The organism is Mesorhizobium sp. B2-3-10, assembly GCF_006442275.1.
GTDB classification, from domain to species: Bacteria; Pseudomonadota; Alphaproteobacteria; order Rhizobiales; family Rhizobiaceae; genus Mesorhizobium; species Mesorhizobium australicum.
The window spans coordinates 47,741-63,277 of record NZ_VFVT01000012.1 but is presented as its reverse complement, the minus strand read 5'-3'; the positions used below and the strand labels follow the sequence as shown (position 1 = coordinate 63,277).

Annotated in this window: 11 protein-coding genes; 7 read left to right on the top strand and 4 right to left on the bottom strand. The window is 58.0% G+C overall.

The window, feature by feature from the left end:
• Nucleotides 1-2: 2 nt before the first annotated feature.
• On the bottom strand, nt 3-908 hold the full coding sequence (gene cysD / locus FJ943_RS27415; RefSeq protein ID WP_015318702.1) for a sulfate adenylyltransferase subunit CysD: 906 nt from the start codon (nt 906-908) through the stop codon (nt 3-5).
• A 469-nt stretch (nt 909-1,377) separates the two neighbouring features.
• Here cysD and FJ943_RS27410 point away from each other — a divergent pair, with 469 nt between their 5' ends.
• Nucleotides 1,378-2,745, top strand: a complete 1,368-nt coding sequence (locus tag FJ943_RS27410) for an O-antigen ligase (RefSeq protein WP_140726589.1) — start codon at nt 1,378-1,380, stop codon at nt 2,743-2,745.
• Nucleotides 2,746-2,762: 17 nt separating this feature from the next.
• On the top strand, nt 2,763-3,710 hold the full coding sequence (locus FJ943_RS27405; RefSeq protein WP_140726586.1) for an NAD-dependent epimerase/dehydratase family protein: 948 nt from the start codon (nt 2,763-2,765) through the stop codon (nt 3,708-3,710).
• A gap of 42 nt (nt 3,711-3,752) precedes the next feature.
• On the opposite strand, the gene FJ943_RS27400 is transcribed toward FJ943_RS27405, so the two are convergent.
• The 3 genes from FJ943_RS27400 to FJ943_RS27390 form a co-directional block, all read right to left on the bottom strand.
• Nucleotides 3,753-4,292 carry a sugar transferase gene (locus tag FJ943_RS27400; RefSeq protein ID WP_140663220.1) on the bottom strand — a complete coding sequence of 180 codons (540 nt, stop codon included), beginning with the start codon at nt 4,290-4,292 and terminating at the stop codon, nt 3,753-3,755.
• 117 nt (nt 4,293-4,409) lie between these two features.
• The gene (locus FJ943_RS27395; protein WP_140726583.1) at nt 4,410-5,342 is read right to left on the bottom strand and encodes a glycosyltransferase family 2 protein; all 933 of its coding nucleotides are present in this window, start codon (nt 5,340-5,342) and stop codon (nt 4,410-4,412) included.
• Nucleotides 5,343-5,389: 47 nt separating this feature from the next.
• Nucleotides 5,390-7,378: a nucleoside-diphosphate sugar epimerase/dehydratase gene (locus FJ943_RS27390; RefSeq protein ID WP_181174656.1), complete on the bottom strand. Its 1,989-nt coding sequence runs from the start codon at nt 7,376-7,378 to the stop codon at nt 5,390-5,392.
• Nucleotides 7,379-8,011: 633 nt separating this feature from the next.
• Between FJ943_RS27390 and FJ943_RS27385 the strand changes: the two genes are divergently transcribed.
• Genes FJ943_RS27385 through FJ943_RS27365 form a run of 5 tightly spaced genes read left to right on the top strand, consistent with a single transcriptional unit; the run spans nt 8,012 to nt 15,533 of the window.
• Nucleotides 8,012-9,631 (top strand): hypothetical protein, encoded by a 1,620-nt coding sequence (locus FJ943_RS27385; RefSeq protein WP_140726580.1) that lies wholly within the window; start codon nt 8,012-8,014, stop codon nt 9,629-9,631.
• A complete protein-coding gene (locus tag FJ943_RS27380) occupies nt 9,628-10,512 on the top strand; it encodes a class I SAM-dependent methyltransferase (protein WP_140726577.1) in 885 nt (294 codons plus the stop codon). The genes FJ943_RS27385 and FJ943_RS27380 overlap by 4 nt, the downstream gene beginning before the upstream one ends.
• Nucleotides 10,512-13,316: a glycoside hydrolase family 99-like domain-containing protein gene (locus tag FJ943_RS27375; protein ID WP_140726574.1), complete on the top strand. Its 2,805-nt coding sequence runs from the start codon at nt 10,512-10,514 to the stop codon at nt 13,314-13,316. The genes FJ943_RS27380 and FJ943_RS27375 overlap by 1 nt, the downstream gene beginning before the upstream one ends.
• Nucleotides 13,313-14,101, top strand: a complete 789-nt coding sequence (locus FJ943_RS27370; protein ID WP_140726571.1) for an ABC transporter permease — start codon at nt 13,313-13,315, stop codon at nt 14,099-14,101. The genes FJ943_RS27375 and FJ943_RS27370 overlap by 4 nt, the downstream gene beginning before the upstream one ends.
• A complete protein-coding gene (locus FJ943_RS27365) occupies nt 14,091-15,533 on the top strand; it encodes an ABC transporter ATP-binding protein (RefSeq protein WP_140726568.1) in 1,443 nt (480 codons plus the stop codon). Before FJ943_RS27370 ends, FJ943_RS27365 begins: the two co-directional genes overlap by 11 nt.
• Nucleotides 15,534-15,537 lie beyond the last annotated feature (4 nt).

The window sequence follows — 15,537 nt, the reverse complement described above, 5'->3', positions numbered from 1 at the left end:
GGTCAGAAGTACCCCTCGCGCTTCTTCTTTTCCATCGAACCGGCTTCATCGCGGTCGATCAACCTACCCTGCCGTTCGGAGGTGCGTGCCGTCAGCATCTCGCCAACGATGGCTTCAAGTGTGTCGGCGTCGGATTCGATGGCCCCGGTCAGCGGATAGCAGCCGAGCGTACGGAATCGCACCAACCTGTCCTCCACGACCTCGCCGGGCAGTAGCTTCATGCGATCATCATCCTTGAGGATCAGCATGCCATCGCGTTCGACAACCGGCCGCCGCTTGGCGAAATAGAGCGGCACGATCGGGATGTTTTCCTGCAGAATGTACTGCCAGATGTCGAGCTCGGTCCAGTTCGACAGCGGGAAGACGCGGATCGATTCACCCTGCGCGATACGTGTGTTGAAGATCTTCCACATTTCGGGCCGCTGGTTCTTCGGATCCCACACATGCTGGGCATTGCGGAAAGAGAAGATGCGCTCCTTGGCACGCGACTTTTCCTCGTCGCGACGGGCGCCGCCAAAGGCAGCGTCGAAGCCGTATTTGTCGAGCGCCTGGCGCAGCGCCACGGTTTTCATCACATGAGTGTGGGTGTTCGAGCCGTGATCGAACGGATTGATGTTGTCGCGCACGCCATCTTCGTTGACATGAACCAGAAGATCGAAACCCAGCTTCTTCGCCATCTGATCGCGAAATGCGATCATCTCGCGAAATTTCCAGGTGGTGTCGACGTGAAGAAACGGGAATGGCGGCTTGGCCGGATAGAACGCCTTCATCGCCAGATGCATCAGCACCGACGAATCCTTGCCGACGGAATAGAGCATGACCGGCTTGGTGAAGGCTGCCGCGACCTCGCGGAATATGTGAATGGACTCGGCTTCAAGCCGCTGCAGATGCGTAAGCGCTGGTATCATGGACCGTGAGCGTTCTCTCATGCCTTGCAACAGAAGATCCTGCGTCAAATCATCGAGCCTTTTGCGCCCGGTTCAAAGCTTCGCTTCTGGACAAGTGTTTCGTGCGGGCGTTCTAGCAGATCGTCGCGGCCCAGAACAATGCAAGACGAGCCCGACAGCCATTCGTTCGGGAATGAATTTTCCACGGTTGCGACAAAACCCGGAAATTTCTGCTTGGAGAGCTTCCAGCCGTGAAAAGGCTGGAAAAATATTGCCTGTGAGAAGGCCGGGGATGCTGCAGGGTCAACCGGTGCCGACCGGGAGTTTCAGCGGCAATCGATCACGGCGTACTATCGAAACAGCGGCCCAGCCGCTATACGCTTAGAAAGGGCAAGATGCATTATCAATGGGCAATTTCGAGGTGAGCATGTTGGGTTTCACCGAACACGATGTGCCGCATAAATTTTCTCGAGAATAGCGGGTCCGAAAATTGAACCGGCCTTCATTTATAAGACAGCAAATCACGCCTTCGCGGATCAATGTCTACTTCTCCATTCTCTGCTTCTTTTCTCCCCCGGTCCTGGGATCGGCGGTCAGCTTCGTGTTCAATGGCGGCGGACTATGGTCCGTCCTGTTAATCGTCTTGAAGAGAAGGCACTTCAATGTCGACCGGGCGATGATGGCGCTAACGATCGCGATCTACGCCTATTGCGCAAGCAATGTCCTGGCGTCCATCGTCAACCACGCGATCGTCAAGGACGCACGGCATCTTGTCCCGCTGATCACCTTTCTGTTTTTTCCCATTTCCTATTCGACCTGGAGCACTACGCAAAAAACAACGCTCGTCCGCATCATTGTGTTGGCCAGCATGGCGGCTTGTTTCGGAGCGCTGCTGCTGGCGGTTTATCAGCAATATCGACTTGGTATGCGCGCCGAGGGTGGGGCGGGGAATGCGATCGTTTTTGCTGAGGTCCTCTGCCTTGCGGTGGTGATCTGCGTGGCCGCTGCCCTATCCGGTATAGAGAAATACAGGATCGCCCTCGCCTGCGCCGCACTCGGCGGAACGATCGCCATCATCTACTCCGGTACGCGCATCGTCTGGCTGGCACTGCTGATTGCCGGTGTCGCCGTTCTGTTGATCAACCAGCAGAAGCTAAGAGGGAGAGATGCCGTTCGCGTGCTTTTGCTGCTGGCCGCGATTGCGGTCGCTATCGCGTTTTTCGGGTTCCAGACGATAGCGGGGCGCGTCGCATTTCTGCACTCCGACTGGGATGCGCTGGCGGCCCATGGTGACCACACGACTGCTTTGGGACTACGCGTCGCGCTTTGGGATATCGGCCTGAAGGCATTTCATGAGATGCCATTGTTTGGACATGGGGTGGGTGCCACCCGGCTCTTGATCAAGCAGGGCTTTCAGGATCAGTTCGGGATGGATGCAGGTTTCAGTCATTTCCACAACGGCTTCCTGACCGCCTTGGTACAAGCGGGAATCTTGGGTGCGGTGACGCTGGCGGCGATCTTTGTGGCTGCCGTCAGAAATGCAGCCCTGGTCCTCCGTGACAGCACCGATCCGATCGAACGGTTCGGCGCCACCATGATCGTCGCCGTCGTGATCACCTACCTGACTGCCGGCATGACGGGCATCCTGATCGGCCATGACATTCTTGACTCGGTCTTTATGGTCTTCCTGGTGTCGGGAACATATCTTGCCTGTGGCCGCCAGGCCGCGTTGGTGGAAAGGCAAGCCCTTCCACCACTGGTGGGAGCCCAGGCGACGTCACCACCGAAAAGCCAAACCGTTCCACTGGTGACGGAAGCCATTCCATCAGACCTGGCACCTCCGCCAGCCGCCCGATAGCCGGTCCGGGCAAGACAATGAAAGTCCTGGTTACGGGCGCGACGGGTTTCATCGGCCGCCAGGTGGTCCATTGGCTTCGTGAGGCCGGCGTCGAACTTCGCCTTGCCTCCCGCCTGCGGGATAGACTTGATGCCGGGCCCGACACGATGCAGATGCCGGGGTACGATGCACCTGCCGAGGCTTTCCTGGCGCTGACCAGGGATGTTACGGATGTCGTCCATTGCGCGGGTCTGAACAATGATCAGGGCAATGCCGCCGAAGCCGATTTTCGGGCAGCCAATGCGCAATTGAGCGCACGTCTGGCGCATGCCGCCGCCACGCAGGCAAGCGGACGGTTCATTCATCTTTCCTCGATCCGGGCCGTGATCGGCGCGCGTGCCAGCGCAACCATCGACGAAAACACGATCCCCGACCCACAAGACGCCTACGGGCGCTCGAAACGTGAAGCAGAAATCGCCGTGCTGGGCGCCTATGCCTCGCATGGCCGTGCCGACGCGGCCATATTGCGGCTGCCTCCAGTCTACGGGATCGGCATGAAAGGAAACCTGGCGACGCTGATGCGGCTCGCCGATACGGCTCTGCCGATGCCGACAGGCGCATTGACGGCGAACCGTTCGCTGCTGTCATCGCAATCCGCGGCACGGGCGGTGTGGCATCTGCTTTGCCATTCCGAGCCACTTCGTCCGATCTATCTCGCCAGCGACGAGCCGCCGGTGTCCGTCGCTGCCGTCATCGGTGCCTTTCGCCGCGGCTTGGGGAGGCCGACGCGCCTGATGACCGTGCCGGCTGGACCAATGTGGACAGCCGCCACACTGTTTGGCAAGCGGATGTTCTGGGACAGCCTGACGGCGACGCAGATATGCGACCCGTCGCTGCTTGCCTCGGAAGGCTGGGCGCCGGAAGCCAGCACGCTGGAGCGGCTGACCGAAATAGCGCGGCTCCGAAACCCCCGACGTCCTGTTTGATGCCGGCCCAAAGACAGGTTTCCGCTTCTGGAGCGGGGCTGCTCAGCCGCGATAAAGTGTTCCAAACAGGATCCGAAGGTCGAGCCAGAACGACGCGGTCCTGAGATAGGTGGCATCGGTTTCGGCCAGAAGTTGCGGGTTCGACATGTCGATGCCCCTGATCTGGGCCAAGCCTGTCATCCCGGGCAAAGCCTGCAAAACGCCCAACCGCCTGCGGCATTCGATCAGTTCCGTCTGGGTCGGCAGGCAAGGACGCGGCCCGACCAGGCTCATTTCGCCGCGCAGGACATTCCACAGCTGCGGCAACTCGTCGAGCTTGAATTTCCGCAAGCCCCTTCCAACCGATGTCACGGCGCTCACCGGGGTCTCATGCGAGGGCAAGGACGGCGTTCCCTGGTACATCGTCCGCAACTTGTGGCAGCGAAAAAGCACACCTTCGCGGCCAATCCGCGTTTGTGAAAAAATCACCGGACCGGGCGAGGATACTCGGACGGCAACAATGGCCAGCAATAGAATGGGAGAGGTTGCCACCAGCAGCACAGCCGCACCGGCGAGATCGAAGATTTTCTTGGCTGTCTTCATGTGGCCGATAGGGCTCCCTGCCAGGCTCTACGCGATGACCGCGAGCGATGCCCGTCAATCCGGCCGGCGTAGCATGAGGTCGCCTTCCCAACCAAGCGCGCCGCGCGGTTCGCGATTTCAGATACGACCCAGGACAAAGGCGAGATACAGCCCAAGGGTCCCGGCAAAAGTCTGTCGATAGACGCCGCTTTTGCGCAGGGCGCCCAGGCGTTGGAAAAGGGAACCTCGCCGACCGTTCGCGAACAGGTCGAGGCACGCCACCGCATCCTTCGTAAGGAGATCGCGATTGACGGCAAGGCCGGCAAGATTGAGATCGGTCCAGTCCGCGAACTGGCCCTTGAACAGGCGACCCAGCCGCGAGATCCGCGCCTGCCAAGATGCATTGGCGCCGACCAGATTCGCCGCATGCTGACGGTAGCGTACCAATGGCCGCGGATCGTAGCGGACGACCCCGCCGGCACCGGTGACGATCAGATAGGCCCACCAATCGTGGCTGACGAAACCGGTGCGCGCGGAGGCCTTGGCCAACAGATCGCGCGCCGCGCGGTTGAGCAGCATGGTGTTGCCGCCGGCGATACTCTGCACCAGCGCATTGCGGAACGACGGCGGACGGCTAAACAGCGGCGAATGGCCGACCAGGCGTCCGGTTTCGGTCATGGTCGCGGTTCGCGAGCAGAACATCAGCGGAATGTCCGCATCAAATGCCTGCATCCAGCCAAGGGCGCTTTCAAGCCTGTCGGGCTCCCAGACATCGTCCTGATCGCAGAAGGCGTAACAATCCGCGTCGATGCTCGGGTCCAGGATCATCGACCGGAAATTGGCGGCAAAGCCTTGCCGCGGCCCCTCCACCAGATTTATCCGACCTTTTGTCCAGCGGGGCTTCCAGGCTTCGATGACGGCAACCGTGCCATCGACGGAGCCGTCGTCGGATATCCAAAGGTCGATCAGAGGATGGGACTGCGCGAGCAGCGACTGCACCTGCTCGTCGATAAAGGCGGCGCCATCCTTCGTGCCCATCAGGACAGCAATGCGCAGATCTGTCTTACCCACTGATGTCAAACGCCTTGCCGCCGCTGCGCACTTTTCCTGGAATTGCTTTAGCTCGCCTGCCCGGCCGTTTTCGGGACCGCGCCCTGCCGCGCGTTCGCCCTTGTCTTCGTCGCGCGGTCGAGATCGGCCAGGATGGTGAGCGAGGCTGCCTTGTCCTGGGCCTTCATGGATTGCTGCAGCGCCGCAAGTGCTGCCTGGACATCCGACCACAGTGCGACATCGGTACTCAGGCCGAAGATCTTGGCAATGCTGAGTTCGACCAGTTCCTCGTCCTCGCCGTGCAGCGTCTCGTGGAGCTTTTCGCCTGGGCGGATGCCCGTGAAGCGGATTGGAATATCCGTATAGGGGCTTTTTCCGGCCATGCGGATCATCGTCTCGGCCACTTCGACGATCGGCACGGGCTTGCCCATGTCGAGCATGTAGACGGCGTAGTCCTGGCCGGCCGGCCGCGAGGCGGCATCGGCCGCCGACATGATGACGAGATCGACGGCTTCGGCGACGGTCATGAAATAGCGCGTCATGCGCCGGTCGGTTATGGTGACCGGCCCGCCGGCCTCGATCTGCGCCTGGAATATGGTCGCCACCGAGCCATTGCTGCCAAAGACGTTGCCGAAGCGCACCGCGATGAACTTGGTGGCGGCGCGGCGGCCGCCCGGTTCGCCGGCCGGTGTTCCGTGCAGCGCGCTGACGATCTGTTCGGCGGTCCGCTTGGTGATGCCGAGCACGGATGTCGGATCGACGGCCTTGTCGCTCGAGACCATGACGAATTGCGCCACGCCGCATCTGGCGGCGACCTCGGCGCAGACAAGCGTGCCGAAGACGTTGGTCTGGATGGCCGATTCCCAGTTCTCCTCCAGCAGCGGAACATGCTTCAAGGCCGCGGCATGGAAGATGATGTCGGGTTTGAACTCGGTGACGACGCGTGTCATCTGGCGTCGGTCCGCGACATCGACGATGCGGACCTTGAGGCGCTCATGGTGCTTCTCGTCGACATACTGGCTCAACTGGAAGATGCCGAATTCGGAATTGTCGGCAACCAGCACGGCCTCGGCTCCAAGCTCCAGCGACCGCTTTACCAGCGTTCGCCCGATGGAGCCGGCGCCTCCCGTGACGAGGACGCGCTTGCCGCCGACGAAGGCGCCGATGCGCTCGATGTCGGATGGCACAGTCGGGCGGCGCAGGATCGTTTCCATCTCGACGGCATCGAGAACGAGCTTTCCCTCCTGGCCGACCTGCGAAAGCCCCGCGAACTGCACGACCGCTATGTCGGCGTGACGCGCGACGCGGACCAGCTCCGAATATTCCTCGATCTCATGCTCGGCGCCGCTGCCGAAGATCAGCAGATCGAGGCTTTTGGTGCCGCTCGCATAATCCTCCAGGACATCGATCAGGCGCGGCCGGGTCGCCACCACCGGGACCCCTTGAATGCGCGTGCCGAGCGGCGCGCCATGCTCGGTGGCCATGATGCCGGCTATGGTATGGTCGGGGGGTTGCGCCGTGCGCGTGAAACGAATGATCAGGTCAGCCTCGCCGAGCCGCCCGACGAACAGGGCCTGCTTGGTGCGTGCCGTGTCGGCCTTGCCGCTGAGGACACCCCAGCTCGCGCCGTCACGCAGGAAGCGGTAGAACAGCCGGGGCGCCGAGATGATGGTGAAGGAGACGAGCAGGAAGACGATGAACTGGCGCTCGTTGAGCCCCGCGACAGGCTGAAAGGAACGCACGACCAGCGAAACGGCGTAGAGGACGAATGTCAGTATCGCACAGCTCTTCAGGATGTTGAAGAAATCAGGCGTCGAGGCGAAGCGCCAGACCGTGGTGTAGAGGCCGCAATATCTGAACAGCAGATGGCTGATGAGCACGATGCCGGCCCAGGTGACAAGGCCCTCCGTGGAGAGCGCCCCGAACGAAAGATCCGACCGCGACAGGACGAGGCTGAGCGCAACGGCGACCAGGACCATGACCACGTCCTGGACCATGATGAAGGCGCGCCGAATCTGTGGCCTGAGCCCGAACACAGCTTCCAGGGAAGTATTCATTAGGCAGTACTAAACTCCGGGCTGTCGGCATGACTGCCAGCGAAGTGTGTGAGCACGAGAATCATTCGCGACCATCACACTTCCAAGCAGCATCTCCGGCCCCCGCCGTGCTGTATCGCATACTGCGGGCCGCGAGGCATAGCCAGATGTTTTTTCGGGGGAGGATAAGTGAATGAGGCTCGGCCTGACGCGACAGCGGATTCGGAAGCGACTATTCGGCGGAGGCTGTCACCGTAACGACGCAATGCGTTGCCATAAGGCCGCCGCGATGGCCATTAACACGATGGCTATCATTAGAGATCCTCGGTGGTGCGTCACTGACTTCGGATGAGATGAAGCACCGAAATAACAGATGCGATACTGCCCACGGTGACCTCGGCACTAAATGGCGCCCTTGACGAGATATTCAGGTAATGAATCTGCGAGGGTATGGCGCGCTTCCGAGCCACATTATGGTCACAACGTGACGGCACATACTCGCGGCATGATAGCAGGCTGACCATTTCCAAATTGAGGCGACCCTTCAGACGCATGCTGACTCGGTTGCGCCTTCCGGAACCAGAGTGAAGTATAGGCAAGGCTCGTGGTCGCAGATGCCACCCTGCGGCTTTGCCCACGCAATAGGATAGAACTATGGCCATTGCCGAGACGACAAAGAGGGGTTCGAAGGCAAGGTGGGAAGGTCTGGGCGAGCGAACCTGCTTGATGGTTCTTGGCATGCATCGTTCAGGCACCAGCGCATTGGCCGGCGTGCTTCAACTGCTGGGCGTTGCCCCGGCTAAGAACTTGATCCCCGCTGACGAAAGCAACCGGACAGGTTATTGGGAGCCATTACATCTAGCCCTCCTGAACGAGCAGCTCTTGCTCGAACTTGGTAGCCGGTGGGACGATTGGAGGCCGGTCCGGGTCGAGGAACTGTCGGCAAGCCGGCTCAGCTTCTACCGCGACGAGATTGCTCGTGTCCTTGATGACGAATATGGCGCCACGTCAATGATTGTGCTCAAGGAGCCGCGGATTTCACGCATCGTGCCAGTTTATCAGCAACTGCTTACATCGCTCAGGTATAAGACCAACTATATAACGATCACACGTAATCCACTGTCGGTCGCCAAATCGCTCGCGAAGCGCGATGGAATGGATTTGAGCTTCGGCTCCCTCGTTTGGCTGAATTATGTTCTGGCCTCCGAGAAAAGCACCAGGAACTCGCCCCGTGTCTTCTTGTCATACGAGTCAATGGTGCGAGATTTCGGACCCGTCCTAGATAAGATCTCAGAGCGGTTTTCGCTCGAATGGCCGCGCAAGGTTAGCTCTGTCGAGAAAGAAATTGCTGCTTATCTGTCGACTGACCATCAGCATCATCTGGCAAGTATCGATTTGCTTATGGCTAATGATAGCGTGCCGGATTTGGTCAAGCGAGCTTATGTGGCCATGCTCGACCTTGTGGAAGACGCATCTTTGCCAGCAGCGACCGCCGAACTCGATGCAATTCACGACGAATTTGAGGACCGTTGGCTGCCGGCTGGCCAAGTCATGTTCGCCGAGTTGCTGGCGCGTGAGGCCAAGGCGCGCCTAGCGCCTGCAACCGACTACGCCGCCACAGAGACAAGGCTGATCGGTAATGTCCGAGCGCTGATGTCTCAAGTCGATGAACTTGGAGGGGAACGCGAAGCATTGAAATCAAAAATCGTGGCGATGGTTGAGAACCAGAGTCGAATGGAAGGGCAGGCAGTCGAGAGTGAGATACGAGCTGAACGACTGCAATTGGAGATCGTAGCTAAGTCAAACGAGTTGGCCAAAAGCATCAGCGAGATCGCGAACTTGAAGGCCGAACTTTCAATACGCTCGGCGCAACTCACAGATTCGAGACAGGAAATCGTGAAGTATGTCAGCCAGATATCAGTTCTCAAATCAGATATAGGAGCGCTCAGAGAACAGTGCGACAAGCAGGACCTTGACGGTTCGACCCTTAGGGAACAATTGGCGGCTTCGAGACAAGAAATCGCAAAGTATGTCAGCCAGATGTCAGATCTCGAAGCGGATTTGGGTTCGCTCACCGAGCAATACGAAAAGCGGGGCCTTGACGTTTCGACTCTGACGGGCCAATTGGCGGCGGCAACGGAAAGCCTTCAGACTGTGGCGCGCGAACTAACGCTCGTCCGCGAGAGCAAATCATGGAAAATTGTGAGAGCATTGTCAAAGCTTGCGTCACCGATCCGAAACAATGGCGCAGACACACGAGGCAAGTATAAGTGAGCGCTAAACAAAAAACATCAGCCGATATCTACGTTTTTGATGTCGACCCGACCTCGGACACAGCCGCAGCAAATGTGTTGCGGTTAGTCGGCAGAGATAAAGACGTCCTCGAAATCGGTGCCGGACCGGGTTCGATCGCTAGGCCACTGATCGCGCTAAACGGCTGTCGGGTTACCGCGCTCGAATATGATCTGAACTGCATTCCGATCCTGAAGGGTTTCTGCGTCGACGCGGTCCAGGGCGATCTCAACACGCCCGGATGGGGCAAAGTGTTCGGTGAGCAGCGCTTTGATGCCGTCGTCATCGCGGACGTGCTTGAGCATCTGGTCAATCCCTGGGAGACCTTAAGGGAGGTCACCCGCTATCTGCGGCCTGGCGGTAGCGTAGTCTCGTCGATCCCCAATGCCAATCATGCCGCGATGATAGCGATGATCCTCGATGACAATGTTGACTACAGAGACTGGGGCCTTCTCGATCGCACGCATATCCGCTTCTTTGGCGCCAAGAACCTTCAGCACCTTTTCCGTCAAGCAGGCCTGAAGATCGTTGACGCGCTCTTTGTCATGCGGACGCCCGAAATGACAGAATTCGCAGAGAACTGGAAGAGAACGCCAGAAAATGTTCGGGCCGCTCTGGAACTCGGCGCCTATTCGCACGTCTATCAGACGGTCGTGAAGGCAGAACTGGCTAGCTCACCGAAGAACGAGTTTGTCCTGCTCGATTGCGCGCCTCCAAAAATCGGCAAGCCTGTCTCAAAGTTGCCGTTTGTCCCGCCCCCGCATTATTCGCCTCAGCAACGGCCGACGTTCAGAATGATGGTTGGCCGCATACTAGGCCCAACCGGTCGCCGCATAGTAAAGTCGATCCTGAGCATGCGATAATGACGCTACGTTATGTTGCCTATTATCTGCCGCAGTTTCATCCGTTCCCCGAAAACGATGAATGGTGGGGTAAGGGGTTTACGGAATGGACCAACGTTTCGAAGGCAGAGCCGCTCTATGACGGTCACAATCAGCCGCGCTATCCTACCGATTTCGGCTATTACGACCTGCGTGTGCTGGACACTATGCGCGACCAAGCCGAGGTGGCCAGGGCGCACGGGATCGATGCTTTCTGCTTTCACTACTACTGGTTCGACGGCCACCGGTTGATGGAGAAGCCGGTCAATGCTTTCCTGGCCGACAAGAGCATCGACATAAATTTCTGCATGTGCTGGGCGAACGAAAACTGGACCCGCAGATGGGACGCCGCCGAGCATGAGGTTCTGATCGCGCAGACCTATGGCCCGGACTGGGAGTTGCGCTTCATCGAAAGTCTCTTTCCTTATTTCAAGGATCCCCGGTATCTCCGCGTAGATGGAAAGCCGCTGCTGGTCGTCTACCGGCCGCAGCATCTTCCCGACGCCAAGGCCGCAGGCAAGCGCTGGCGCCAGCATTGCCGCAAAATGGGCATTGGCGAAATTCACATCGTGAACGCCCTCGTTCACGGCAACAACGACTACGAGCAGTACGAATTCGACGCAGGCGTAGAGTTCCCGCCGCACAACATGAAATTCCATGGCGTGAATGACATTCTGCCGACCTACGAGAAATACAACGGCTACGCCATAGAATATGCTAATGTAGCGCGGGATTTCCTATCCCGTGATCACAGCCAGAAACGAATCTATCGTACCGTTTTCCCCGATTGGGACAATACGGCCCGGGTAAAGACGCGCGCGCTGATCGTTCTTGGCTCCACAGTTGCAAACTACGAGCGCTGGTTGCGGGGGTCGAGTTCGCTGACGCTTGCCAATCGCGCCGAAGGCGATCAACTGGTCTTCATCAATGCTTGGAACGAGTGGGCCGAGGGTTGCTATCTTGAGCCTGATCGAACGCACGGTCGGGGTTTTCTCGAGGCCACGCTTCGCGTGAAAAACGGCACGTCGATGGTCGATGATATTTACGATGTTGCGTCGGAACGCATTCGATTCGAACTCGGCCAGCAGTTGGCGCAGATCCCGGAGGACGCCAGGGACGCCGAAATCGGAAAGCTCCGTGCTGCGAAAATCCTTGAGGTCGCTGACCTCGCCAGCAAGGTGGCTTTGCTCAAGCAGGAGGCCAGCCGGCTTCAGTCCGGAAATGACCCCGCTTCCGAGGCGCGACGCGAAATCGCGGAAATTGCGGCGAGAAGCGTTCATGAGGCGCGGAACGCTCGCACGATCGAGCAATCCCGACCGAAGTTAACGACAACGAGCCCGGCGGTTCTGACGATGCCTGACCCTGGCTCTATCAGGGTGCCCCTGAAATTCCGTGTAGCGCACCGACTTTACGACAGGCCAATGATATTCAAGGCTGCCCGTTTTGCCTATCGCACCGCGAAGCGCTTGGTTAATCCGTCCGCTGAAGGCGAGACTGCGCAAAAAAAAAATATCGCGATCAGTGATCTCCCGGACCGGGCTTCGGCTGCCACCAATCATCACCAATTGAAAGAGCAGGATGTCCAGGAAGTTTCGCTTGAATCCATTGGCAGGTTAGCGTCGAGCAAACAAGAAATGCTCGATTCGGACGAGGATTGCATTTGGACCACGTTTGCCCCCTGCAACGTCGAGGCGGGACTAGCACCGCGATTGCATGTCGCGAAAGGCGTCGTCAATGGCGACGAATTCGCTCGCATGCTGAAGACGGTTACCTATGAGGCGGCGCCGTTGCGGTTCGGTCGGTTTCACAATTGTGTGGCGCATCCGATCGCAGTAGCACTCGTCACCAGGAACAACCAGCTCATCGCCGAAACGATGCGCATCTACCGCTATTTCAGACCGTGGGAGATAGACCTTCAATATTTGGTCGAAGACGATACTGGCGCGCATCTGAAGGCTGAAACAGCGACCGAGATCGATGCGGACGTAATCATTCCCATGCATCGTTCCCAGGCGTTCGGCCACGTAGTTTTTGATGTGATACCGCAATTGTTGGCGTTTCGCGATGAGATCATTGCTGAGCGGTTGCGTGTTGTCCTGTCAACGAAAGCGCCAAAATGGTTGATCAGGATGCTGTCGGTCTGGGGCTTCCTTCCGCACCATTTTCTTATCCTCGACGCGGCTAGCACCGCTGCCTACAGGTTCCGTTCGGCTATCGTCTCAAATGCCCTGACCACCTTCACCACGTTTTTCCCGCATCCTGAAACAGCCGATCTGATGTCGCGAACGCTGGTGTCCCCGCCGGCGGTTCAAGACTTTCCCGCTAGGCGGATATATCTCGGACGTTCAAGCGAAACCACAAATTCCGGAAGGACGATAACCAATGAAGCCGAGCTCCAGGCTGCGCTGGTCAAGCGCGGTTTCAAGATCATCGACCCAGCCACGCTGGCCTATTCAGACCAGATCGATCTTTTCTCAGGTGCCGAGATTATCGTCGGAGCGCATGGGTCCGCCTTTGCCAACTTGTTGTGGTCGAAGGCGGGAACGGTCGTTATCGACTTGATGCCTGACGCTTGGATCAATTTCTGGGGCGCAGGCGGCGGAGTAGTCGAATTATGGATCAGCCGTATCTGTGCTCTGAAGAAATTCCACTACAACGTTATATTATGTGACTCTGGTGGCTCGTCCCAGACGTGGCAGGCAAAGGCTTACGCCATGCAGTCCAAGGTCGACATCGAAATGATCACCGATCACATCGACCAGGCGACGAAAGAACTCAGCCCATGATTAGTCAGCGCAATTTTCAGGTCTTGTCCAATCTTATCAGCAGAGATGTGACCGGCCGGTTCAAGGGTTCGTTTTTCGGAATTGGTTGGGCGCTGTTGACGCCATTGCTCACCCTTTCCATCTTTACCCTGATGTTTGGCTCTGTGTTCGGTGTCAAATGGGCCGGTGCCAACCAGAACCACTCGGTCGGATTCTTTGCGCTTGCCCTGTTTTGCGGCCTCATGTTTTTCAACTTCTATGCTGAGGTTCTGTCCAAATCGCCGGGGGCCATATTGAACAATGCAATGTTCGTGAAGAAGATCGTCTTTCCGATCGAAATTCTGCCGGCGGTGGTCACCGGTTCCGCGATGGTGCAACTCGGAATCAGTTTGGCGGTGCTGCTGTTCTTCACCGTGATTATAACTGGAAGCTTGTCACCCTATACCTTGTTGGCCCCCCTCACGATTGTTCCTTTCGTTGTCCTGGTGCAGGGTGTGGCCTGGGCCCTGGCCGCTCTGGGGGTCTATTTTCGTGACATCAGCCAGATGGTCGGCCCGGTTCTGACCGCCTCCATGTTCCTCTCGCCCATGTTCACACCGCGAACATCGATGCCGGATTGGCTTCGGCCCTGGGTAGTTTTAAACCCGCTGACGGTGCCGATCGAAAATTTCCGTGCCGTCGTCCTCATGAATACCCTGCCTTCATGGTGGGCGCTGGCTGTCTATTTCTGCGTTGCCTTGATCGTCGCGCTGCTGGGCAGGCTGTTCTTCGAGAAGACGCGCGGGGGATTTGCCGATGTCCTCTGAACGCGATAGCCGGCTATTTGCGATCAAGGTTCGCAACGTCACCAAGCGATACACGATGTTCGAGCGGCCAGAGGACCGCTTCAAGCAGATGATCGTGCCGCGCCTTGAGCGGTTGGTCGGGATGCAGCCTCGCCGCTACTACAAGGACTTCGCGGCATTGAATGACATTTCCTTCGAACTCGGGCGTGGCCAGGTCATTGGCATCATTGGTCGTAACGGATCGGGAAAATCCACGCTGCTGCAAGTGATCTGCGGAACGCTTCCGCCGACTAGTGGTACGGTTGAAGTCAATGGCCGCATCGCGGCCTTGCTTGAACTCGGCGCGGGGTTCAACCGTGAGTTCACCGGTCGGGAGAATGTCCACCTCAATGCGTCCATTCTCGGCGTCCCACGGGAGGAGATGGCCTGGCGTTTTGAGCAGATCGAAAAATTTGCGGAGATCGGCGACTTCATCGATCAGCCCGTTAAGACCTATTCGTCTGGCATGTATATGAGGCTTGCCTTTGCCACTGCAGTCAACGTCGATCCCGATATCCTGGTCGTCGACGAGGCGCTTGGGGTGGGCGATGAGGCATTTCAGCGCAAATGTATGGCCCGGATCGAGCAGATCAAGGACGCCGGGGCCACTATACTGTTCACCTCGCACAGTGCTCAGACGATCATTCAACTGTGTACTAGCGCAATTCTAATCGATGGAGGCGAAAAGATACTGGAGGGCTCGCCCAAGCGGGTGGCTAGCCAGTATCAGCGGCTTGTCAATCTTCGTGGCGAAGAGGCCAGACAAGTGCGTGAGGAGATCAAGATCCTTGCCAGCATTGGTGATTCGGACGACCTGCCGGTGACTGGCAATCATGTAGCAGCGACAAAAGTGCCGACGCCAACACTCAAACAGTCGGAGATCGTTGATGACGGTTTTTTGGACCCTGCGCTTATCAGCCAGACCATAACGCCATATGAAGAGACTGGTGGGCGCATTACCGATGTGCGGATTGTCAATGCCCGGGGGGAAGTGGTCAACGTTCTGACCCAAAGTTGTGTCTATGCTGTGCAATATACCTTCACGGCAACTATGGACGTCGACGATCTCGCGTTTGGCACCCTTTTCAAATCCCCTTACGGCGTGGAACTGTGTGGAGGAAACACTGATAGAGTGCCAAGTCTTCGACTGAAAAGTTTAAGGTTAGGCGAGTCTGTGCAGGTTGCCTTTGAATTTAAGTGCCTGCTGCGGGCCGGAATTTATTTCATCAACGTAGGAGCAATGGGGCACGCAGATTTTGAAAGGCAGTACCTTCACCGCATACTTGATGCCGTGATGTTCAAGGTTCTGCCGGCCCCGGACGAGGTTGACTACGGCTTTTTCAGCTTGGGGATGACCTTTGGGCTGAGCCCTGTTGATTCGACCTCGGACACCCCCAAGATTGCAGCCGCCTGATTCA